At 36.9% G+C, this 23240-nt stretch carries 16 protein-coding genes and 3 pseudogenes; 15 read left to right on the forward strand and 4 right to left on the reverse strand.

Features of this window, described 5'->3' with window-relative positions; genetic code table 11:
* The first annotated feature begins 290 nt into the window (after positions 1-290).
* The 3 genes and pseudogenes from AVJ19_RS16505 (at position 291) to AVJ19_RS16515 (ending at position 2234) form a co-directional block, all read left to right on the forward strand.
* Entirely contained in the window at positions 291-1523 is a 1233-nt protein-coding gene (locus AVJ19_RS16505; RefSeq protein ID WP_111860735.1) for an ATP-binding protein, read from the forward strand.
* 26 nt (positions 1524-1549) lie between these two features.
* Positions 1550-1844 (forward strand): annotated as a pseudogene (locus AVJ19_RS22810) (hypothetical protein); the annotation flags it as partial.
* Positions 1845-2084: 240 nt separating this feature from the next.
* Positions 2085-2234, forward strand: a complete 150-nt coding sequence (locus AVJ19_RS16515) for a hypothetical protein (protein WP_227574743.1) — start codon at positions 2085-2087, stop codon at positions 2232-2234.
* 259 nt (positions 2235-2493) lie between these two features.
* Here AVJ19_RS16515 and AVJ19_RS16520 read toward each other — a convergent pair.
* Positions 2494-2820 (reverse strand): annotated as a pseudogene (locus tag AVJ19_RS16520) (DUF4236 domain-containing protein); the annotation flags it as partial.
* Positions 2821-3028: 208 nt separating this feature from the next.
* On the opposite strand from AVJ19_RS16520, the pseudogene AVJ19_RS16525 reads away from it, so the two are divergent.
* Positions 3029-3487 (forward strand): annotated as a pseudogene (locus tag AVJ19_RS16525) (WYL domain-containing protein); the annotation flags it as partial.
* A gap of 68 nt (positions 3488-3555) precedes the next feature.
* On the opposite strand, the gene AVJ19_RS16530 reads toward AVJ19_RS16525, so the two are convergent.
* Together AVJ19_RS16530 and AVJ19_RS16535 are read right to left on the reverse strand one after the other, a co-directional pair.
* Positions 3556-3738 (reverse strand): hypothetical protein, encoded by a 183-nt coding sequence (locus tag AVJ19_RS16530; protein ID WP_005236300.1) that lies wholly within the window; start codon positions 3736-3738, stop codon positions 3556-3558.
* 99 nt (positions 3739-3837) lie between these two features.
* Positions 3838-4587, reverse strand: a complete 750-nt coding sequence (locus tag AVJ19_RS16535; RefSeq protein ID WP_111860736.1) for a metallophosphoesterase family protein — start codon at positions 4585-4587, stop codon at positions 3838-3840.
* A 581-nt stretch (positions 4588-5168) separates the two neighbouring features.
* Here AVJ19_RS16535 and AVJ19_RS16540 point away from each other — a divergent pair.
* The 5 genes from AVJ19_RS16540 (at position 5169) to AVJ19_RS16560 (ending at position 10160) form a co-directional block, all read left to right on the forward strand.
* Positions 5169-6803 (forward strand): HNH endonuclease, encoded by a 1635-nt coding sequence (locus AVJ19_RS16540; protein WP_111860737.1) that lies wholly within the window; start codon positions 5169-5171, stop codon positions 6801-6803.
* Between the two features lie 78 nt (positions 6804-6881).
* Positions 6882-7466, forward strand: a complete 585-nt coding sequence (locus tag AVJ19_RS16545) for a class I SAM-dependent DNA methyltransferase (RefSeq protein WP_111860738.1) — start codon at positions 6882-6884, stop codon at positions 7464-7466.
* Entirely contained in the window at positions 7459-8466 is a 1008-nt protein-coding gene (locus tag AVJ19_RS16550) for an HNH endonuclease domain-containing protein (protein WP_111860739.1), read from the forward strand. Before AVJ19_RS16545 ends, AVJ19_RS16550 begins: the two co-directional genes overlap by 8 nt.
* A 17-nt stretch (positions 8467-8483) precedes the next feature.
* On the forward strand, positions 8484-9497 hold the full coding sequence (locus tag AVJ19_RS16555) for a competence protein CoiA family protein (protein ID WP_111860740.1): 1014 nt from the start codon (positions 8484-8486) through the stop codon (positions 9495-9497).
* 231 nt (positions 9498-9728) lie between these two features.
* On the forward strand, positions 9729-10160 hold the full coding sequence (locus AVJ19_RS16560) for a hypothetical protein (protein WP_111860741.1): 432 nt from the start codon (positions 9729-9731) through the stop codon (positions 10158-10160).
* Here the strand turns inward: AVJ19_RS16560 and AVJ19_RS16565 are convergent.
* Positions 10157-11260 (reverse strand): hypothetical protein, encoded by a 1104-nt coding sequence (locus AVJ19_RS16565; protein ID WP_111860742.1) that lies wholly within the window; start codon positions 11258-11260, stop codon positions 10157-10159. The two genes, AVJ19_RS16560 and AVJ19_RS16565, sit on opposite strands and share 4 nt — an antisense overlap.
* A 140-nt stretch (positions 11261-11400) precedes the next feature.
* Between AVJ19_RS16565 and AVJ19_RS16570 the strand changes: the two genes are divergently transcribed.
* The 6 genes from AVJ19_RS16570 to AVJ19_RS16595 are packed head-to-tail and all read left to right on the forward strand — an operon-like array spanning position 11401 to position 22829.
* A complete protein-coding gene (locus tag AVJ19_RS16570) occupies positions 11401-13767 on the forward strand; it encodes a type I restriction-modification system subunit M (RefSeq protein ID WP_111860743.1) in 2367 nt (788 codons plus the stop codon).
* 8 nt (positions 13768-13775) lie between these two features.
* The gene (locus tag AVJ19_RS16575) at positions 13776-15092 is read left to right on the forward strand and encodes a restriction endonuclease subunit S (RefSeq protein WP_111860744.1); all 1317 of its coding nucleotides are present in this window, start codon (positions 13776-13778) and stop codon (positions 15090-15092) included.
* Between the two features lie 57 nt (positions 15093-15149).
* Positions 15150-16325 (forward strand): DUF4268 domain-containing protein, encoded by a 1176-nt coding sequence (locus tag AVJ19_RS16580; RefSeq protein WP_111860745.1) that lies wholly within the window; start codon positions 15150-15152, stop codon positions 16323-16325.
* A gap of 39 nt (positions 16326-16364) precedes the next feature.
* On the forward strand, positions 16365-17744 hold the full coding sequence (locus AVJ19_RS16585; RefSeq protein WP_111860746.1) for a DUF262 domain-containing protein: 1380 nt from the start codon (positions 16365-16367) through the stop codon (positions 17742-17744).
* Between the two features lie 5 nt (positions 17745-17749).
* Complete coding sequence (locus AVJ19_RS16590; RefSeq protein WP_111860747.1) at positions 17750-19765, forward strand: DUF262 domain-containing protein; 2016 nt, start codon at positions 17750-17752, stop codon at positions 19763-19765.
* Between the two features lies 1 nt (position 19766).
* Positions 19767-22829, forward strand: a complete 3063-nt coding sequence (locus AVJ19_RS16595; RefSeq protein WP_111860748.1) for a type I restriction endonuclease subunit R — start codon at positions 19767-19769, stop codon at positions 22827-22829.
* Positions 22830-23240 lie beyond the last annotated feature (411 nt).

Consider the following 23240-nt stretch of genomic DNA (forward strand, 5'->3'; position numbering starts at 1 on the left):
CAATTTACTATTCACTCAATTTGTATAGCAGATAAAAGGGAGCATCAATAATCAAAAATACAGAATTCGGATTGATGTCGTCGATAAAAAAACCTACCAAATTTCGTCTAAAGAGTAGACCTGGCATCTTGGAGCTTGTCGTGATTAGCGTCTCTAAACGGCTATAACAGCAGTTTAGAATTTTAAATAGCTCACATGAACTAGAAACTCTTTTAAAAATTAAATATATTTCCACTTGGTATCTAAACTTTGATAGAATTAATTAAAACTTTAGAGTTTAAGTACAAACAATGAGAAAAACTAATATTCGACGTGATAGCTACTTAAAATTTCTGAATACATGGCAAAACCGTGATGTCATTAAAGTGCTTTCGGGTGTACGTCGCTCTGGAAAATCCACCTTGCTGGCGATGTTTCAACAAGACCTAAAAGCACAGGGTGTACAAGCCGAAAACATCATTGCCATCAACTTTGAATTTATGGAATTTGAAGAACTCACCGATTACCGTAAACTACATGATTATGTACTGTCAAAAGTTGATGAAAGCAAGAAAAACTATGTTTTTTTAGATGAAATACAACATGTTACCAATTTTGAAAAAGTAGTCGACTCTTTATATGTTCGGGATTATATCGATTTATATATTACAGGTTCTAATGCATTCTTTCTGAGTGGAGAACTTGCGACGTTACTCACAGGACGCTATATCGAGCAACATGTTTTACCCTTGTCATTCCAAGAGTTTAAACAGTGGCATATTGAAAATAATCCGATCATCCAACAATTATCCAATCGTGATTTGTATGCCATGTACACGCGCAGTAGTTTCCCCTATACGCTTGCCATGACCAGCCAGCAGGAAACCTATGATTACTTGCAAGCGGTCTATGCCAGTGTAATGTTTAAAGATGTTATTCCCCGTTTGAATACGGCCGATATTAACTCTCTCGAGCGTGTCGCAAGATATTTGGCAAGCGTGACAGGCTCACCCATTTCCATCAATAAAATTAAAAATACCTTTGTTTCAAGTGGGGTTAAAATCTCATTTGAAACAGTAAAACGCTATATTCAGGGCTTACAGGACAGTTTGCTATTTTATAGCGCCGCACAATTTAAAGTACGTGGGCGTGAGTTATTACAATCCTCTGAAAAATACTATTTAGTTGATGTTGGATTGCGCCGCATTATGTTGCCTGATGCTAATGCTGATCAAGGTCATATCTTAGAAAATGTGATTTATCTTGAGCTTGTCAGACGAGGCTATACGGTCTATGTAGGGCGGGTTGATGAATATGAAATTGATTTTGTTGCTGTCGATACTTTACAAAATTTAACTTATTATCAGGTGGCATTAGAAACGCTCAGTGAGGAGACACTCACCCGAGAGTTACGTCCATTACAGAAAATTTCTGATTCATATCCTAAGTATTTACTTACCTTAGACACGATAGGGACTGAAGCCAATTATAATGGTATTGTAAAAATGAACGCTCTCGATTGGTTGCTGTCTGAAAATAAGTAAAGTGGAGTGTAGGCATCGACAATCTAATTTCTCGATCAAAGCCCAAGGACTTTTCAGCATTAACCAAAAATTTGCTTAAGCATAATTTTCTAGTGGGTAATCATAACTTTTGCCCCATTTGTGATGGATTAATCTATCTCGATTCTACTGAATCGGATTGCCAAAGCCGCAGGTGGACAAGGTGTGCTAGAAAATGGCCTGCTGGTTTATCCGTTCGGTAATAGAATAAAATCAGATCTCAGCTTAGAAGAGATTAGAGCGGATTTGTTTGACAAGCTTTTGTACTCATCTATCAGCAAGATATGGCTTGGGTCTGGCTGATTTACCCTAACCAGCCTTGCAACTCATAGTTAGTCAATACTCTTGTTTTTAACCTGAACATAATGCCTAAACGATCCGATTCTATAAAGTTGGATCGTTGATTAAGCCGTTTTTAAGGACTGATTTCTATATACAAGGGGCAGTCCTTTTAATATCACCTTGATTCATCGTATTGAAATATTGATGTTACAAAATAGCACTATTCATGTGATTGATTTAAATCAAATAGGGGATTGCAAAATGAAAAGTTTACTAACAACATTACAAGGCTTATTAGTACGTGAGCCGTCAGATTTAACCTCACAAACAATTGCTAAAATGGATGTAACCATTCATCGCCAATACCAAGATCAACAGGTGATACTATTGCGTACTGACTATTTAGAATAGTCTGAAGAATTTAAAAAACATACAAAATAATGAAGCTATAAAAAAGCTCCTTTAAAAAACTGAAATTCATTAAAACTACACAAAACTTACTTTTAAGCTGTGCGATAATCAATATACTGTGAGCCACAGTCGCTGATTTAAATATAGAGTAGTAGCGAGAATCGCGCTGTAGTTTCTGAAGGATCTTAATATCCTTAGTTTGCCCACTCACCCATGTGGGCATTTTTTTTTGATCAAAATACAATGTTGTTTTTGCTAAAAAAATGACGGCACCCACAATAAAACACAATATTCCAAAAATAATCCAAGGCCATATCTTTGCCTTCGGTTGTTCTAAATTCTGAGGATTATATTCCGTGTGTTCTAGCGATGTCGGTTGTGGAACACGGGTCTTTTTAGAGTAAGGCTGGTGTTTAGAGTAAGATAGTCCCGTACCTGGAATACCGACACTGGTTCGCGTACCTTTTTTCCCAATATTTAGAGAAGCACCAGGTTTGCCAATGCTGGCACTGCTGATGCCTTTATGGGTCAGATTAATTTTAAAACCCGGGAATAATTTAATACTTTTACGAAATCTAAAACCCATATTGCTCTCATTCTAAAATTTAGCTCAATTTACGCTCTACACCAGGATCCATGATCTGCTAGAGATCTTACTTTGACAGCTATCATCACGATATTAGTATATTTTTTATCTGGTGATTGCAATACTACCTTTAAATACCGTCAAAAATGTTTACTGTATATTTGCTGTAGGGTAATCTTAAAGCTGCTATTTATTGACTGATTGGTATATGACGACAGATAAGCATGAAGTCCTGCTACGAATGCGAGCGATCGAGCTACTTGCTTACTGGGAAGGTCGTTTGGTTACCAATCGTTTAATGAGCTGGTTTGGGCTCAGTCGACAGCAGGCTTCTGCGGATATCAAGCGTTACAATACGCTGTATAACCCAGATGCCTTGGTCCATGATCCCTCCGTAAAAGGCTATGTGCCTAAAGCCACGTTTCAACCGGTGCTGACTACCGTACATATCAATGAATATCTCAATATGCTGTCAGGTTTGGTTAGTGAATCGCATACCCTGATTGCGACACCAGAACCGAATCTTGCAGCAGTTCAATTACCTGATCGCAGTGTACGTCCTGAAGTGATTCGGGAAGTTTTGCGTGCCTGCCGCAACCAAAACACTTTAAAAATGATTTATGCCTCGATGCAGAATCCGCAGTGGCATGAACGCATCATTTCCCCACTGATACAATTTGGTTAAGCTTTTAAATATAAAATTCAAGCGCTTTATATCGTTTCAATGAGCAGAGTTCAAAATTGCTTGAGTACGTCGTCAATTGATATTTCCTCTTCCACATAGAAAATACCATTTTGATCTGCTTTCATTTTTTTAATAGTCATACCTTCAAGCTTGGCAATCTCGATTAAATCGTCAAGTATTTGATCTGCAATTTTATTTTTCCAATCATTTTCTGGGTCTAAAGGATTCGACATGAGTTTCTCCTAGTTCATGGTGTAGAAGCTAAATCAACAGTACTATAGGATGTATGATATTAGAGTTGGTTTAAATTGCTTCAATACGAGTATGACTACTTAAACTTCGATGATCAAATTTTCTCTAAACCCATTTTTACCTTGCTCTGGTGGATAACCCAAAGGATTGATCACTAATCTACATCCATCGACTACAGTATCCACTGATGTATGCGTATGTCCTGCAATCCATAATTTAAAGCCTTTTATATCTAAGTCATTAATAAAATAGGGATTGAGTGCTGATGCAACAGGATGCGTACCCCAATATGGATCAAGACAAGCTAAATGAGGCGGGAAGTGAGTAATGACAATCACATTATCTTGATCCTTAAATTTCATAATATTTTCATGATATTTTTTAAATAATTCTATGTAGTCATTAGTAGTTACCGTTCGATGATCACTGCCAATCATGATTTGATCAAAATCATAAATCGATTGTTCAGCATCTTTTTGGGACTGTAAAAGTACCTCAGGAGCTGTAAGTGGAGAATTGGAGCGGAAGTTCGTAAATAATGTGCCACCTACAAATATTTTATCTTGTATTTTGATATGGTTATCATCAAGTAGTGTATTTTCAGGGTAATTTTCTTTCAAAAAATCTACGACTGAACTGTAGTTAGAGCTGTAGTAATCATGATTGCCCAAAACAAAGATAAATTTTTTATTCAGCGTTTTACATTTTTCGGCAAACTCAATTGCACCACTTAAACGATTAGAAAAATCCCCAGCGTGGATAATGACGTCAGCTTCATCTGATAATGAATATTTCGAATTGTGAGTATCCGATAAAATTTGCAGTTTCAATCTACTTCCTTTATTAAATCACGCTGCTTAAATATATAGAGTTTCATTGCGATCAGTTTACAGCAACTAGATATTGTAGAAATTATAAAATACTTATCTGTATTCTTAAGCCTCTAAAAATATAGGTAATTATTTTTGAATCAATTGATTAAATATTAATCATAAAATTTGACCAATTGAATTTATGCACATAAGATAAAGATGTTACAGCAAATTCTGTGACCAGGCGTGGAAACCTGTTACTCAACGAACTAGAGAGTCGCTTTTAGTGGCTCTTTTGTGTCTACATGGCGCTTTTATGGTAAGCCAGGTAGGGCAGTCTTTGACTGGCCGTTTCGTTGAGCGGTATTTCCACACCCTATTTGGTTTGCCTCCATCTCGTGGAAAGGATGTTGGCAAACGACAATCTATCAACGAGGTTTAAAATGCGTCTTTATACTATTTCTATCTGTTTTTTCTCTAGCAAAAAGATACTTCTGAATTAATGAATATTTAATTCATTAATCACTAACTTTAATTTTAATTACTTCTAATTTCGTAATTTTACGAGATATAGAGAAGTATTGCCTAGAGAAAATAAAATGGCCCGTACTAAGCTTTTAACCAATATTATTCAAAGAAAAATGATGGTGCCTGACGAAATGTCGCACTCAAATCTGCACCATAACTTTGAAATATCACTTTATGACTTCGCCAACCATGAGATTCTAGAAAAACTATATAAAGCAGACAATCAACGCTCCACAGAGTGTTGGAGCCCTGCTGAAATTCAGGAGTTTATTCTAAACTGTTTGAATGATCGTAATGTCAATTTATGCGTTCGCTATTGGAAAGATGCTGCTGGTAATATTTATATCATCGATGGTGGGCACAGGATTTCAATTATCTATGCTTGGATCAAAAGATACTTTATTGATGAGCAAGTAATAGGAGCCCCAAAATTCACGGCACCACAAAAACGAGATATTCGTCAGATTCGTAATCGATTAGGTGGATTAGCTGATTTTCAAGAGTTATGTAGCGATTCTGAGTTTCAGCAAAAATTAAAATCAACCAAAATTAATTTTATTGAAGTCATTGGGACACCTGAGGAAGCTCGAAAAGCCTTTTGTTCAATCAATTCGGATACGAAACGATTAGATCCAGATGAAGAATATCATTTACAGAATAGGGGGAGTGATGCTTTTTATGTGATTTATGCGTGTTGTTATATAAACGATAATAAATCCAACTTGGCTGAACTGAATTACGAGCGGATAAATGAAGTGATCACTTTGGGTGAGCAAATTCATGATCATCTTTTTAAGATAATACTTTTAGAGCCGGATTTAACACACGGTAAAAAAATCGGCTTGGTCAATGAACTCTTGAATATCATGTTTGGTGATACTAGTCAGAATACTGTGAATATAGACCAAGGTCAGCGTGTAGAAAATTTAATGCTAAAACTTAGAGTTGTGCTGTGTCGTATCGCTACACCACCAATTAGTATTCGGATTCCAAGTTTGGGCTTACACCCAAAACTATATTTTTATAAAGATAATCGTTTTCAAGTGACATCCTTTTTGGCCTGGTTCTCTATCGTCTGTGAAATTGAACAAGACTGTTTTGAAATACAGAATAAGAAGTTAGATTTTATTGGATTTACTCGAGCACGCCGTGGTGTTGAAAGTTTAATTGAAAAAATTCCTGTGGCCATCAAAGAAACTGTCGGTAAGTTTGGTAGCGGGATCAGATCACATGAGCGATTGAAGAACGTGTATCAAGCCTTTATCTGTATTGGACTCAATATGGATTTAGATTTTGAAGATGAAGTTTGTTTGAACACCGTCATTCTTTCGATGAGTCAATCATTTGATTATATTAATTTTAATGATTTTTACCTTGAACGTTTTGATGGTGATTATGATGAGAGCATTGTTGATGATGTTGTGAGCTTTGTGAAATCAGTAAGACCATCAAAGAAGAAAAAACCTCTAAATTTTTCACTCGCAGCCAAAAGAAACCTCTATCAACGTGAGGAAAGGAAAACTTGGAGCTATTGCGAAGTATGTGATAGCGCTTTATACCTTGAATCGACTGAAGTAGATCATCGTGAATCGAAAGCAGAAGGTGGTTACGGTGTTTTAGAAAATGGAGCAATTATTCATCCGATATGTAATCGTTTTAAGTCAGATCGTGCTTTGGAAGAAGTAAGAGCAGATTTATTTGACTAAAAAGATAAGGGAGCAAATGCTCCCTTATCTTTTTGTTTTTTAGTAGACTGGGGTCAGTGTTTAGCCTAAGCAACCAATATGAAAACAATAGACTATTACAACCAATACGCAGATCAATTTTTACAAGCCACGTTGTATGTGGATATGGAAAGCCTATACCAACCATTTTTAGCTGAGTTGCCAGATTCTGCACGCATCCTGGATTTAGGCTGTGGCTCAGGGCGTGACACTTTGGCTTTTAAAAATAAAGGCTATCAAGTGGATGCGACGGACTATTCTGAAGTATTGGTCGAACGAGCGACCCAATTGACAGGAGTACCTGTTAAGCAGCAAAGTTTTTATGAGCTTGATATGCACGATGTTTATGATGGGGTATGGGCATGTGCCTCTTTACTACATTGTGCTCGTAACAGTCTCCCTGATGTTTTAAAACGTATTCATGCTGCGTTACGCCGTGGTGGTGTTTGTTATATGTCTTTTAAATATGGAACAGCAGATAGAGTAAAAGGCGGTAGGGCGTTTACTGACTTAAATGAAGAGCAGGCTCATGAATTATTAGATCAGTTGAATGGAGTTAGGTTGTTAAAACAGTGGATTACAGTAGATCAGCGACCTGATCGTGATGAAAAGTGGCTGAATGTACTTTGGAAAAAACATGCCTGACTTTATTCCTACTGCACAAGAACAACTTAAATTTCTAAAAAATATTCAGCTGATTTTACAGTCGGGTAGTTTTAGTAGCACCTATAAATTTGCATTGCTGATTAGCCTAAGCCGATTAGCTATTGAAAAAGGTGAAGATTCAGGTGAGAGTCTATCACTCGAATATACGGATATCGCTGAGAAGTTTATCGAGCTGTATTGGAAGCAAGCGGTACCCTATACCTTTAATGATGAAGGGCAGCTGATTTTAAATCAGAACAATGGTAAACAAGCTGCCATTGTGAATCGCATTATACAGCTTCGGCAAAGCTACTCTTCTTTGGGGTTATTAAGACGAGATTCATTGGTGTGGTTGAAGCTAGTTAAAGATGTCGCTCGCACTGTAAAAGACATGCCAGTCCGCTACTTGCAAAACATCAATGGTCAAAATTTTGAGTTTTTATATCAGCTTGATCGGTGTGGAAAGCAGCTCATCCTTTTGCCTCAAGTCATGTTTTGCTTACGACAGTTCAGTGAAATCATCGAAGAGCTTTGCCAGAAAAGTTGGATTGACTATATCCGTAAGAACAGCAGCAATGCACCTATTTTGAATCAGTTGCCGGATCTTGAACAATTCATGTTTGAGCCAAGTCGGAACCAGTTAAATGCAGTAGCAAGCGTGTTGGTAGAGCTGCAAGATTGTAAATGCTTCTATTGCAATAAGCCGATGCGAAAAGGCAATTATGCAGTCGATCATTTTATTCCTTGGTCAATGTATCCATCAGATACAGGGCATAATTTTGTATTAGCAGATTCAAGCTGTAATTCTAAGAAAAGTAATTTACTGGCATCATATGAATTTTTGCATAAGTGGTACGAGCGGAATGAAGAGCAGGATTTGATTATTGTGGATCGGATATCAGTGCTCGGTTTTTTGACGGATAAAGAGCGGTCGCATAAGGTGGCTGAGTGGGCTTATGCACAGGGGAAAGAAAATAATTATTTGATGTGGACGGGTTAAATTTATAAGGAAGTGAAATGGCACGTTATCAATATGCAAAAAATGAACATGGTGAAATTGTCAAAGCAGTTGATTTAGTCGGACAAGAAGAAAAATCTGAATACATTTGCCTGGGCTGTGACAATCCTTTAATTGCTAAGGTGAATGGCAAAATCAAGAAACCTCATTTTGCCCATAAGACTGTACTAGAGTGCAATGGTGAAACTTACTTACACCGTTTGGGTAAACGTGCTTTTTTTGAAACATATCAAAAATGTTTAGCTGAAAATGAACCATTTTACATTACTTTTCATGTGCCTAAGAAATGCCAAAAATTTAAAAGAACCATTCGAAAACATTGTGATCTTGGTTATACAGAGAAATGCTTTGATCTCACAAATTATTTTTCACAAATACAAGTTGAGAAGAGGCATGACCAGTTTATTCCAGACCTATTGTTAACCCGTCAAAATAATGCCGAAGATTGTATTTATATTGAAATTGCTGTGACTCATTTTTTGAGTGAGAAAAAAGAAAGCTCAGGCAAACGAATTATTGAAATACCATTAGATTGCGAAGAGGATGTCGAAAAAATATATAGGGCAGATTTAAAGCCAAGCGATGCTCTCTTTTTGGGATTCAATCAAGAAAGTGCTCCAATCGTAGATGCTGATTGCAAGTGTATGCATAAGCGGTATTTCTTATTTCTAGTTTGGGATTCAGGCAAGGCTTGGTTGGGTTTAGAATATCTGGCAGATATCAAAGCCAAGTTAGCGAAGTATCAGGATAAAATTGAATATAGCAATATCATTGAAACTGATTTGGACTTTGAGAACTCAAATGTGCTGATGGGTTATGCACACGGGGATATGTTTATTTCGCAGTTGAAGCTTGCGGTTGAAAAGAAAGTACCTGTGAAAAGTTGTTTCTTGTGTAAATATAGTGGGGATAATTATAACTATACAGAAGGTTTACCTATCTATTGCAAAGCAAAAAAGAAAGCATGTAATTCAAATCAGGCTGCGGAATGTGATTGGTATCGTTTGGCTTGATATAAAAATAGGTAAAGTGATATTTGTTTAATTTTTATCCTGAATTGTTGGGTTTCCGGCAAAATCAAAAAAATACTTCTTCCATAATGAATCTATCAGCTCGAAGTGAAGCTGAATTTACATGAATGCAGGAGAAACATAATGAGTAAAGCTGGCTGGCCAAGTACAACAGGGAATCCTTCAGGCGGTGGTCGTGATAATAATCCACCACGGAAGTAAGGAGTTTTTTAGATGAGTCTTCATATCCAGATTTCAGGATTAAATGGTCAAGGACTGTATAGCCCGAACTCAATTAATGAAATGGAAACGCTAATAGGAGGCAAAGTTGTTCTTTTGAAAGAACCAAAGCCTCAGTTAGGGCTTGGTGGAATAGTGAATGTTTTTAGAACAGCAAAACTGCTTAATATACATTTAGATATAGGTGATAAAGATGACACGTGGGGATTCTTAATAATTCCAGATGAAACGCTACGTGTAAACGGACTTAAGTCATTTGAGCGAGAAGCTTTATGGCAGATTAGAAGGTCGTATACGGATTATCCGTTATGGTCTAAAGAGGATTATGACGATACAGTAAAATTTTTTACTGAGTTGACAAATGAGGCGGGGTGGCCAAGTAAAACAGGCAACCCCTCTGGCTCAGGTCGCTACAATAATGTCTAAGTGACTTTAGCTACATCATTAAACTGGGTAGGCCACTGAAAAGTGGCCTTTTTACCATTGGGCACATAGAACATTTTCCATAAATCCATAAACTCACGAGTAGCGCTGAGTCCCTGTAAAACCTCAGGAGAATTTGTTTTCTGTGCTTCGTAGACTAGGAATTGGAAGTAGTAGATGAGCCACAGTGCGTTCATATCGTTGAAGGCTACGAAATCCTCATCGTTGATGGTTCGTGAAAGTAGAAAACGAGAATTAGACTCTGTGATTTTTTCATATAGATCATCAAATATTAGCTTAACTTGATCAAATGGTGTCGTAAAAAACTGGTCTATATCGGTTAAGTAGCAGAAGCGATATTCAGCTCTCATTTTTTTTAGTAATTGACGCATCGTTTTAATACTTGGGTGCTCTGTACCATCATTGTCACTGTCATCATCAACGAGTTCTGTATTCAGATATTTGTCAAATGAGCTGATCGTCGGGAGTTTCTCTAATGGTTTTTTATTTGCGTGTGAGGCTAGTGAGTAGATGATGAAATCGGAAAAACTACTGGATGGACCATAGGGTTTATTTTTATTAAAACGAAACTTAAACAACTGCGTAAAGCACAATGGCTCCATATTACTGTCTAAGGTTAGGATTGCATCAAGATGAATTAAGAGCTGGATAACGAGACAGGAGGGCTGTTTCATTTGCTCAAGGGATAGATGTACTTGGTTATGTCCTGTGACAACAATGCTCTGAATAAATTGATGCAACTCAGCAATACTTTGCTCTGAAAAACCAGTCAGTTCAGCTTGGTCGAATAGCGCAACATGCTTATTCCAATTTTGATACATCTCATTTTGCAAAGGGTAGAGCGATAGGCATTTCAAAATATACGCAAATGTGATCTGGATATTTTCACCCTGATCAACCACTTGACTGGAGTTGCTATCTAAAATATCTAACCCAAGAGCTTCACAAAGCATGCCCTTTAATTCAATAGGTGAAAGATCTTCTTCGATGGAATCTGCATTTTTAACCAATCGTTCTATATTGCTTTCAAGCGTTCGATCAAACTTTTTTAGTATTGAAAAATTAAATTGTGTTAAATCCATGAAATACCTTTGAATTAAGTGGTGATCTCAGCGACAAGCTTTGGCGTACTATCCTTAAGTTATCCATATATACACTGCCACAAGACTTTAAAATAGTGTTAAATACGGGCATTAAAATTTAATGCTTTATTTAGGTTCTTATGGATCATTCAGTACATAACAAATTGGTTTCATTTATCTGGTCTATCGCTGATGACTGTCTTCGAGATGTCTATGTACGTGGTAAATATCGTGATGTGATTTTGCCAATGGTGGTATTACGTCGTTTGGATACGCTATTGGAGCCGACTAAAGATGCCATACTCGAAGAAGTTCGTTACCAACAAGTCGAAATGGAACTCAGTGAGTTTGATGATGAGCCACTCAAAGAAGCATCAGGCTATGTGTTCTATAACACCTCTAAATGGACATTACGTTCGCTGTATACCAAAGCATCAAATAACCCTGAAATTTTACTGGCGAACTTTGAAGAATATTTAGAAGGATTTAGTGACAACGTTAAAGAAATCATTCAATGCTTTAACCTGTACGCTCAAATCCGCCATATGTCGCATAAAAATGTGCTGTTAGATGTAGTTGAAAAGTTTTTATCACCATACATTAACTTAACCCCTGAAGATGCAGTCGACCCAGATGGCTACCGCTTGCCTGCATTGACCAACTTAGGCATGGGCTATGTCTTTGAAGAGTTAATTCGTAAATTTAACGAAGAAAATAACGAAGAGGCTGGTGAGCACTTTACCCCGCGTGAAGTGATTGAGCTAATGACGCATTTTGTCTTTGACCCCATCGAAGAAAAATTACCTTTAACCATTACCGTATATGATCCTGCATGTGGGTCGGGTGGGATGCTGACCGAAGCTCAAAACTTTATTGAAGAACGTTATAGCGTTGAAGATGGCAACCGTGATGTGATTCTGTACGGTAAAGAGATCAATGACGAGACGTATGCGATCTGTAAGTCAGACATGATGATTAAGGGCAATAACCCTGAAAATATTCGTGTTGGTTCAACACTCACCACAGATGAGTTTGTCGGCACCAAGTTTGACTTTATGCTGTCAAACCCTCCGTATGGTAAGAGCTGGGCATCTGAGCAAAAGTACATCAAAGATGGTTCAGATGTGGTTGATCCACGTTTCATTGTGAAATTGAAAGACTATTGGGGCAATGAAGAAAGCTGTGATGCCACACCACGTTCAAGTGATGGTCAGCTTCTGTTCCTGATGGAAATGGTCAATAAGATGAAATCGCCTGAGCATAATGGCATCGGTAGCCGTATTGCTTCAGTTCATAACGGTTCAAGCTTATTTACCGGTGATGCAGGTGGCGGTGAAAGCAATATTCGTCGCTATATCATTGAAAATGACTTACTGAATGCGATTGTGCAGTTGCCAAACAACTTGTTCTATAACACAGGTATCACCACTTATATTTGGTTGTTATCCAACAACAAACCTGAACAGCGTAAAGGCAAAGTACAACTGATTGATGCAAGTTTGATGTTCCGCAAGTTGCGTAAAAACTTAGGGAATAAAAACTGTGAGTTTTCCCCTGAGCACATTGCGGAAATTATGCAGACTTACCTTGCAGGTCAAGACGTAGAGCGTCAGCTTGATATGCAAAATGATCCTATTGGTATTGCAAGTAAGGTGTTTGATAACCAAGATTTTGGTTATTACAAAGTCAATATTGAGCGTCCAGACCGCCGTAGAGCGCAGTTTAGTGCAGAGCGTTTACAAGGCTTACGTTTTGATAAGTCTTTGTCTGAGCCGATGGAATATATGTATAGCGCTTATGGCGATGACATTTATACCCAAGCCAAGCTTGATGCTGTGAAAAAAGAGGTCTTGGCGTGGTGTGAAGATCAAGAGATTACACTGAACAATAAAGCCCAAGCCAAGCTATTTGATGTGAAGCATTGGAATGCTTTAAAAACAGCATTGGGCAATGCATTAAGTATCATGCAACAGGTAGGCACCGATGAGTTTTCAGACTTTAACCTTTTTAAGAAGAAAATTGATGAAGCGATCAAATCTTTAAAGATTAAGCTGTCGAATTCTGAAAAGAACAACATTTTAAATGCGGTGAGTTGGTATGACGAAAGCGCAGAAAAAGTGGTGAAAAAAGTCGTGAAGCTGAATGAAGCTGAGCTTGCTGACTTAGTTGCACATTTAGGTTGTACAGAAGCTGATTTGGCTGACTTTGGTTATTATGCAACATCGAAAAAAGGCGAGTTCACCACCTATGAAAGCAATAGTGATTTGCGTGATAGTGAATCTGTACCGTTAAAACAGCAGATTCATCAGTATTTCTTAGATGAAGTAAAACCGCATGTGGCTGAAGCGTGGATTAATCTGGATTCTGTGAAGATTGGTTATGAGGTGAGCTTTAATAAGTATTTCTACCAGCATAAGCCGTTGCGTTCTTTAGAAGATGTGGCTCAAGATATTTTAAGTCTTGAGAAGCAAGCGGATGGTTTGATTGCCCAGATTTTGGGTCTTTAAGGGGAAGCATGATGTTTGAAAAATATGATGCTTATAAAGATTCGGGTGTGGAAACCTTAGGTAAGATACCTAACGATTGGGACGTTTTAAGATTCCGAGATATTTGTGACTTTGGTAAAGGCTTAAACATTACTAAAGAAAACTTAGAAGAAGTCGGAATACCCTGTGTAAATTATGGTGAAGTCCATTCTAAATATGGTTTTGAAGTAAATCCTGAAATTCACCAATTAAAATGTGTATCGGAAAACTACTTGAAAAGCTCACCAAAATCTCTACTTCGATATGGTGACTTCGTATTCGCTGATACATCAGAAGATATTGATGGATCGGGAAACTTCACATACTTAAATAGCCATCGAATAACCTTTGCTGGTTATCACACAGTTATTGTACGTCCTAAAGATAAGATCAATGTTCGATTCTTAGCATATGTATTTGATTCAAGAAGTTTTAGAAATCAAATTCGTAAAGCAGTTAAAGGCGTTAAAGTTTACAGTATTACAAAAGCGATCTTAAAAAATACAAATGTTTGGTTGCCGAATTCAGATAAGCAACTTGAAATAGCAAGTTTTTTAGACCAGAAAACAACTGAAATCGACCAAGCCATTGCCATTAAAGAACAGCAAATTGTTTTACTCAATGAACGTAAGCAAATTGTCATTCAAAAAGCAGTGACGCAAGGTTTAGATCCAAATGTAGCGATGAAAGATTCGGGTGTGGAATGGATTGGTGAAATTCCTGAACATTGGGAAGTCATAAAAGTAAAAAACTTGTTTAAGTTAATAATTGAACCTGCACCTAAAAACAATGACCTAGAACTTTTATCTGTTTATACAGATATAGGTGTTAAACCTCGTAAAGAATTGGAGGAACGAGGAAATAAGGCATCTACTACAGATGGATATTGGAAAGTCAGAAAAGGCGACATCATTGTAAATAAATTGTTGGCATGGATGGGGGCAATTGGCTTATCTAATTACGATGGGGTTACAAGCCCAGCATATGACATATTGAGAGCAGTAAAGCCATTAAACCCATATATTTATCATTTGTTATTCAGGTCTCCAACTTGTAGTGCGGAATTGAAAAAGCATTCTCGGGGCATTATGGATATGAGACTACGCCTGTACTTTGATAAATTTGGTGACGTATTAGTGCCCTATGCTCCAATTGATGAACAAAATGTAATCATTAAATATATTGAAGTGGAAGAGCAGAAAATTAATGCAGGAATTGAATTAATCAATCAGCAAATTGAAAAGCTAAAAGAATATAAAACCACACTCATTAATGATGCTGTCACAGGCAAAATTAAAGTGGCATAAAAATTTAAACCTAGCGAACTTCGGTTGGCTAGGTTTTTTAATATTTCAGGGGAGAATATGAGCTTATATACAGTAGACACAGCCAATAAAAAACTAAAACCACTAGACATCACACAACTGAAACAACACAACCTGACAGAGCGTTACGACTTACAAGAATGGTTGGTAAGCCATCCTGAAGCATTAGGCGAAGAACTGCTGATTATCCAAAAAGAATTTGATGGCTTTGATGGCACAGGTGAACGCTTAGACCTGTTGGCCTTAGACACCAAAGGACAATTGGTACTGATTGAAAACAAACGTGATGACAGCGGACGGGACGCCGTGTGGCAGGCACTTAAATATGCCTCTTATGTTGCGCCGTTTACCGCAAAAGATATTATTAGTGTTTATGCAAATTACCTAAGTAAGTATCGACCCATTGATCCTGATTTAGATGCCGATGCTTATGAGACTGAACATGTTCATCATACAGCACGTCTATTGATTGAAAAATTCTTAGGTGAAAACTCTGATATAGATTGGATGAGTAAGCTCAATCCTAAAGCAACTCAACGAATCATTTTAGTTGCAGGTGAATTTAGGAAAGAAGTAACTAATACAGCCCTTTGGCTGATTGAGCGCGAGATTGACGTTAAATGCGTGAAGGTATCGCCATATATATTGAATAACCAGTTATTGGTCGATATACAGCAAATTATCCCTGTGCCTGAAGCATCGGAATATATGGTGCGTTTAAGCCGTAAAGATGCAGAAATCAAAGTCATTAAAGAAAGAGAAAATTCACTGGGTCAATTGAGAATAGCCTATTGGACACAGTTACTAGAGGATTTTCAAAATAGAAGTTTTGATCTTTTCCGCAACGTCAATCCTGTTGGTGCAGGATGGCGCAGTGCAGGATCAACAATTGCAAAGTGTAACTACAACCTGATCTTTGCCCAAAAAGAACTCCGTGTAGAACTTGAGTTTGCAACAAGTAGTACTGAACATAATAAAAAGCTTTTTGATTTCTTCTATGCACGTAAAGCAGAAATTGAGCAAAGCTGTGGTCTACAGTTAGATTGGCGTAGATCAGAAGATCAAAAATTATCAAAGATTGTGGTTGTTAACGCCGTAGAGGGTTATAACAAAGCATTTTGGCCTGAATATATTCAATGGCATTTTGAACACGTGCAAAAGTTTGAGCAGGTGTTTAAGCCGTATATGAAAGATGCGTATCAAGTGATTAAGTAAGAAAGCATAGATCTAAGAATTGAAAATTGAGGGTAGGTTGTGTCAGAAAAACAAGGGTTGATTAAAGTGGCTGTGTGCAATGTGGCACAGTTGCTCAGTGGTAAACGCATTAAAACAGAAAATCAAAGATATATTCAGGGGCAATTGAGCATTCCTGAGTATCAGCGCCCCTATGTGTGGGGTGAAAAGCAAATTGATAAACTGATTGAAGACCTTAAAGATCATCAAGAACAATTTACTGACAGCCCTTATTATCTTGGAAGTGTGATCTTACATGAACAAGATGGATATTTAAATATTATTGATGGGCAACAGCGCTTAACTACACTTGCTTTACTGGGCTATCTAAATGCTGAGCTTGATGATGTATCACTCACTTATCAAGCAAGTTTGAGTATTCAGCATATAAAGCAAAATTTACAGTACCTTGAAAAAAATCGGAGTAAATGGGAAGACTACATAAACTTTGAAAGTATTGTTGTATCACTTGTAGTCACTGAATCTGAAGATGATGCTTATAAGTTTTTTGAAACACAAAACACAGGTGGGGTAAGGCTCACAGGACCAGATATTATTAAAGCGCATCATTTGAGAGCTGTACCTGTCGATTATAGAAATCATTATGCGAAAGAGTGGGAAGATTTAGGTGAGTTACAAGGCATAGTCATGACGCTCTTAAGAGGGCGTTATTGGAATAGTCTGAAAGGGCGAACAGTTCCGTTTTATCAAGAAAAACAAAAAAATCGAGATGAAGTAGTTGAAGAGTTTGCCAACCGAACCCTAAAACATCAAGACGATGTTGCTTATGGTCTTATGCGCTTGACATATAAACCCATGACCAAACAAGCAAAGCAAGATGTACAAAATAGTTACCAGCTTAGACAGCCGTTAAATGAAGGTATTAATAGTATTTCCTATATGGAATACTTTCAAAATTTATACAGTAAATATTATAAAGATTTAAAAGTCAGCTATTTACCAGAGTATGCTAAATTTATTGATTGGTTAAAAGATCTAGAAGGCTGTCGTTTTTTAGAAGAACTTTTCGTCACTGGGTTGATGTTATACCTCAGTCAATTTGGTGAATATAAGCTTGATGCCTTCGCTAAGAAATTGTTTAGGGTGGCCTATTCAAAACGTGTCAGTAATAAAAAAGCAGTAAGGGCAGATTCAATACCGGAGTTTTTGAAAGGCCATAAAGTGTTAGATCAGATCGCTTATAGCTTTACAGCAGAACAGGTTTTTGAAAGTTTAGATTGCTTTGAACTAAAAGTAGATGAAGATGGACTCAATGAAAACACTGTCAAAAGACATTTTGTTGAGGAAACAAATGCACACTTTGAATTAGGAATACGCCCAACACAGTATGCTGAACAATTTGCAAAACAGTTGAGCCAAAAGATACGGAATTTGGGGTAATAAGAATGAATCAAGCAGTAAATACAGAGCTTTTATGTTTAAAGCACGTTGTAGATGAGAACTATCAATTCGTTATCCCTAGCTATCAACGTCCGTATGTATGGAGTTCAATTCATATCGAAGATCTGCTCAATGATATTGAGGAAGCATTCAAAAATGATGAACCTCATTATTTTATTGGTACAACATTGTCATCCAAAAAAGATCTTTCAACTTATGAATTAATAGATGGGCAACAGCGTACAACAACATTGATGTTATTTGCCTTGGCTTGCCATGATTACAAAGATTCAGTTTTAAAAGGGCATCCGATACTCATAGTCTCAACTTACGCTAAAAAGCCAAGATTGCATTTTGAGATTCGGGAAAGAATTGAATCCTATTTAGGTTCTCAAGCAGGGCTTGATGGATTTGGTCAGCCATCGCAAGATCAATTGGCTGAAGACGCTTATTTAAAACATATACATGCAGGTCTTGAGTACATAAAACAAAGACTTCACAAAATAAGTCAAAGTAAGTTGGATCTTAGGGAATTTATAGACTACATTTTTGAAAATGTAAGATGGATTAATAACATTATCCCGGAAAAGACTGATTTGAATAAACTGTTCTCGAGTATGAATACTTCGGGAATACAGTTAGAGCCAGTGGATATTCTGAAATCCAAAATTTTTAAAAAAATTACGAAGAATAAGAAGCTTTATGAGGCAATTTGGGATGCTTGTCAAAATATGAATACATATTTTGAACGGGTGTTACGTAAAAAGATTGAAGCTTCATCATGGAATAAATTGAGTTATGAGGATCTTGAGCACTATGATGCAGAAAGCATGGTGTTTGAGGTTGAATCTGAAAGTTCTAAAAAGTCATTTTTGAAAGGTTTATCTATTCAAGAGATAGATAGTAAACGTAATATTTCAAATTATGAAAATGATAGTGAAAAAGAAACAGAACATGAAGATCAGATAGAAGCAGATATTCCTGAGGAAGGTAAAAATCATTGTAGATCCTTTATTAGCTTCGAGTTGTTATTAATTCATGCATTGCGTATCTACAAAGTGTTAAACGATGAGGATGATATTGAAGAGCGTTTGATTGCTTCAAATTTACAAAAAATTTTTAAACACTTTGTAAATCAAGCCATTGAGAAAGAGGTAAAAGATTTTTTAGATGTATTATGGCAAGTGCGATATCAATTTGATACGTGGTGTGTGAAGTGGCTAGAGAATGAAGATAGTGGTGGTGAGGAATTACGTTTAACTTCGATAAATCGACAGAAAAAGAAAGAAGCTAAAAAAGCATATTTTAATAGGACAAAGAAAGAACATTCTGCTTTAGAGCTTTTACAAAGTGTGCGAATTTTTACTGGTGAACGTAGTGCTCAGTATTGGTTAACGCCATTTTTAATTGGTTTAATAAATGCTGATTCTTCTTTAGACCAAGATGATGTCGTTGAGTGGTTAGAGAAAATTGATAATGATTTATCTTTGGCAGTAGATGACATCACTCAAAAAGTAGCGAGTTATCAACTTTGTCTTGAGGATGAAATAGGAACAAAAGACTGGCAAGAGCTCCAAGACTATCTAGAAAGTCAAAAAGGGACTTCTTTTGAACATTACTGGTTCCAAAAATTAGAATATGTTTTATGGAAAAACTATGGTCGTCGTACGGAGAAAAAATTTAGAAACTATCGTATCACTGCAAAAAACTCAGTAGAGCATGTACATCCACAAAATGAGAGATTTGGGGCTGTATTGACGGAGTCATATTTGCATGCTTTTGGCAATTTGGTTTTACTCAGTCCAGGACAAAACTCAGAATATAGTAATAAGCCTGTGACGGTTAAATTGGCAGAATTTGAGAGAAAGCCATCATATGATTCGTTAAAGCTTAAATATTTATTTGATACTTTTAAGAAATCAGAAAGTAAAAATTTAACTAAGTCAGTTATTCAGATGCATCAAGATCGAATGATTGAGTTGCTAAAAATGCATTATTGTGGGGTTGAGGGTAATAAATAAAATGGTCAGTTTAACCAATGAACGTGCTTTAGAAATGGCAATTGAAAAAGCCCTAACTGGAACATGCCTTGAAAATGTTAAAGCAGGTTTAACCGACATTACTCAACCTCATCATGGCTTTGTATCAGGTTCACCCTCAAATTTTGACATGCTTTATGCCCTAGATACCCAATATTTCTGGCAATTTTTAGAGCAAACACAAGCAGAAGAACTGGCTAAAATTCAGAAATTTAACCCTCACGATTGGCAAAGAAAAATCTACGAACGCTTTGATCGAATGATCCGTAAGCATGGGGTAGTTCATCTACTTAAAAAAGGTCTCGCCGTAGATCAAGCACATTTTCATTTGATGTACCCAGCGCCGTTGGCAAGTAGTTCTCAGAAGATTAAAGACCGATTCAAGCAGAACATTTTTAGTGTAACTCGCCAATTACGTTACTCAAAAGCCAATCCACTACAAGAAATTGACATGGTGGTATTTGTAAATGGTATTCCAATTATTACTTTTGAATTAAAGAATGATTGGACAGGGCAAAATGCTCGTTATCATGGGCAGAAGCAATATAAACAAGATCGTGATATCACACAGCCCTTATTGAGCTTTGCTCGTTGTATTGTACATATGGCTGTCGATACCGATGAAGTCTATATGACCACGAAATTGGCTGGGGCGAACACCTTCTTCTTACCGTTTAACAAGGGACATAATGCAGGTGCAGGAAATCCGCCAAATGCAGAGGGGCATAAAACAGCATATCTTTGGAAGGAGCTACTTTCAAAAGAAAGTTTGGCAAATATCGTTCAGCACTTCGTACGACTAGATGGTGATGAGAAAACCTTATTAGATAAAAGGAATCTCTATTTCCCGCGTTATCATCAACTCAGTGTAGTACGCCGTCTCATTCATGATGTTTCAACACGTGGCGTAGGGCAGACATATCTTATTCAACATTCCGCAGGTTCAGGTAAGTCAAACTCGATTACATGGGCAGCATTTCAGTTGATTGAAGCCTACCCAGTAGAAAAAGACATTGCAGGAAGCCGAGGGCTAGAACATCCCTTATTTGATTCAGTGATTGTGGTGACGGATCGCCGTATTCTGGATAAACAGCTTAAAGAGAACATCAAGGAATTCTCAGAAGTTAAGAATATTATGGCACATGCCCATAAGTCTTCAGAGCTGAAATCTGCTTTAGAAAATGGCAAAAAGATTATTATTACTACGATTCAAAAATTCCCTTTTATTATTGATGGAATTGCAGACTTAAGTGAAAAGCGTTTTGCTGTGATCATTGATGAGGCGCATAGCTCTCAATCGGGTGTTGCACATGACAAAATGAATGAAGTCATGGGTAAAGCCAATGAAGACAGTGATAATGTAGATCCTCAAGACAAAATCTTAAGTGCGATGTTGGCACGTAAGATGAAAGGCAATGCATCCTATTTTGCTTTTACTGCAACGCCAAAAAACACGACTTTAGAAAAGTTTGGTGAAAAGCAAGTAGATGGTTCTTTTAAACCTTTTGATCTGTATTCGATGAAACAGGCAATCGAAGAAGGGTTTATTTTAGATGTCTTGTCAAATTACACGACATATAAGAGCTTCTATGAAATTGAGAAGTCGATTCTAGACAATCCGTTATTTGATACTAAAAAAGCGCAGAAAACCTTAAGAAGTTATGTAGAGAAAACCCAACAGACCATTGATATCAAAGCTGAAGTGATGCTGGATCATTTTATTCAGCATGTGGTAAATACCAAGAAATTAAAAGGCAAGGCCAAAGGGATGATAGTGACTCAAAATATTGAGTCTGCAATCCGTTATTACAAAGCGATTGACCGTTTGCTTGAGCAAGCAGGGTATCCATTTAAAGCCATTATTGCTTTCTCTGGTGAGAAGAAAGTAGATGGTATTGAATATTCAGAAGCGATTCTCAATGGATTCTCTGACAACGATACCAAAGATATGTTTGATCGAAGTTATGTGGGGGAAAAGAAGCCTGTAGGCGTGAATGAAGATCAGTATCGATTGCTTATTGTTGCGAACAAATACCTGACTGGTTTTGATCAGCCTAAGTTATGTACGATGTACGTTGATAAAAAGTTGGCCGATGTACTCTGCGTACAAGCGCTGTCTCGCTTAAATCGTTCTGCACCTAAATTAGGTAAGAGAACTGAAGATCTCTTTGTGCTCGATTTCTTCAATGAGATAGAAGATATCAAACAATCATTTGATCGTTTCTACACGTCGACTACGTTGTCACAAGCGACTGATATTAATGTACTCAACGAACTAAAAGATGAGTTGGATACTGTTGGAGTATATGAATCTACTGAAGTGGAAGATTTCGCTACGAAGTATTTCGATTCAGTCGATGCAGAAAAATTAAGCCCGATGATTGATATCGCCGTGGCACGTTTTGATGCTGAATTAGAACTCACTCCTGAAGATAAAGCTGATTTCAAGATCAAGGCAAAGCAATTCGTGAAGATTTATGGACAGATGGCTTCAATTTTGCCATATGAAGTTCCAGCTTGGGAAAAGTTGTATTGGTTCTTAAAGTTCTTGATTCCGAAACTCAAAATTGAAGATCCAGAAGCAGATGCCTTGGATGAGTTGTTAAATTCAGTTGATTTAAACTCATATGGATTACAGCGTAAAAAACTAAATGAGCAAATTGAGTTGGATGCTGAAGAGACAGTTTTAGATCCGACAAATTCGAATCCTCGTGGTGCTCATGGCGGTGAAACTGAAGAAGATCCATTAGATGAAATCATTAAAACGTTTAATGAGCGCTGGTTTGGAGGTTGGGCTGCAACGCCTGAAGAGCAAAAAGTAAAATTTGTGAATATCTTAAAACAGATAAAAGAACATGCTGATTTCGAAAGTAAGTACTTAAATAATCCCGATCCACATACCAAAGATTTAGCTTTTGATAAAATCATGAATGAAGTGATGTTACGTCAAAGAAAAATCGATATGGATATGTATAAGCACTATTCAAAAGATACGGCTTTTAGAATGTCATGGAAATATAGCCTGCAACAGGGTGTGATGCGATAAGGACAAGATATATGTGGAATTGGATACAAGGGGAGTTTTATACATTTCTGATGGTTTTGGAGCGTCATCCAAGAATTTGGATATTTCCTTGTATCTTTTTCCTATTTTGTATTAGTGTTATTGCGTGGCTCAATTATCAACTCGGTCATTATTTTGAGACACGAAGCATGACACAGATGACGCCTATTATGGATCAGTTCATTGTGAGTTTTTACGATAAAATTCGTGGAAAACTGGTGAATCGGTATTTGATATTAGGGACATTAGTTTTATTTGTTATTGGATATTTGAGAGCAAGGAAGAAATTCTATTGAAGTTTTATTAAGCCAAAAATCTTAAAATTTGGAAGATTGGGATAAGTTTTTATTAAATATCACTTATTGTAAGCGTTCTAGATGAAGTTTGAGGTTG

The organism is Acinetobacter sp. CFCC 10889 (genome assembly GCF_003268395.1).
Classification (GTDB): Bacteria; Pseudomonadota; Gammaproteobacteria; order Pseudomonadales; family Moraxellaceae; genus Acinetobacter.

What these genes read in the sequence shown, in the direction of transcription:
- AVJ19_RS16505 (WP_111860735.1), top strand. Translation starts at nt 291, where the DNA reads ATGAGAAAAACTAATATTCGACGTGATAGCTACTTAAAATTTCTGAAT.
- AVJ19_RS16515 (WP_227574743.1), top strand. Translation starts at nt 2,085, where the DNA reads ATGAAAAGTTTACTAACAACATTACAAGGCTTATTAGTACGTGAGCCG.
- AVJ19_RS16530 (WP_005236300.1), bottom strand. Translation starts at nt 3,738, where the DNA reads ATGTCGAATCCTTTAGACCCAGAAAATGATTGGAAAAATAAAATTGCA.
- AVJ19_RS16540 (WP_111860737.1), top strand. Translation starts at nt 5,169, where the DNA reads ATGGCCCGTACTAAGCTTTTAACCAATATTATTCAAAGAAAAATGATG.
- AVJ19_RS16545 (WP_111860738.1), top strand. Translation starts at nt 6,882, where the DNA reads ATGAAAACAATAGACTATTACAACCAATACGCAGATCAATTTTTACAA.
- AVJ19_RS16550 (WP_111860739.1), top strand. Translation starts at nt 7,459, where the DNA reads ATGCCTGACTTTATTCCTACTGCACAAGAACAACTTAAATTTCTAAAA.
- AVJ19_RS16555 (WP_111860740.1), top strand. Translation starts at nt 8,484, where the DNA reads ATGGCACGTTATCAATATGCAAAAAATGAACATGGTGAAATTGTCAAA.
- AVJ19_RS16560 (WP_111860741.1), top strand. Translation starts at nt 9,729, where the DNA reads ATGAGTCTTCATATCCAGATTTCAGGATTAAATGGTCAAGGACTGTAT.
- AVJ19_RS16565 (WP_111860742.1), bottom strand. Translation starts at nt 11,260, where the DNA reads ATGGATTTAACACAATTTAATTTTTCAATACTAAAAAAGTTTGATCGA.
- AVJ19_RS16570 (WP_111860743.1), top strand. Translation starts at nt 11,401, where the DNA reads ATGGATCATTCAGTACATAACAAATTGGTTTCATTTATCTGGTCTATC.
- AVJ19_RS16575 (WP_111860744.1), top strand. Translation starts at nt 13,776, where the DNA reads ATGATGTTTGAAAAATATGATGCTTATAAAGATTCGGGTGTGGAAACC.
- AVJ19_RS16580 (WP_111860745.1), top strand. Translation starts at nt 15,150, where the DNA reads ATGAGCTTATATACAGTAGACACAGCCAATAAAAAACTAAAACCACTA.
- AVJ19_RS16590 (WP_111860747.1), top strand. Translation starts at nt 17,750, where the DNA reads ATGAATCAAGCAGTAAATACAGAGCTTTTATGTTTAAAGCACGTTGTA.
- AVJ19_RS16595 (WP_111860748.1), top strand. Translation starts at nt 19,767, where the DNA reads ATGGTCAGTTTAACCAATGAACGTGCTTTAGAAATGGCAATTGAAAAA.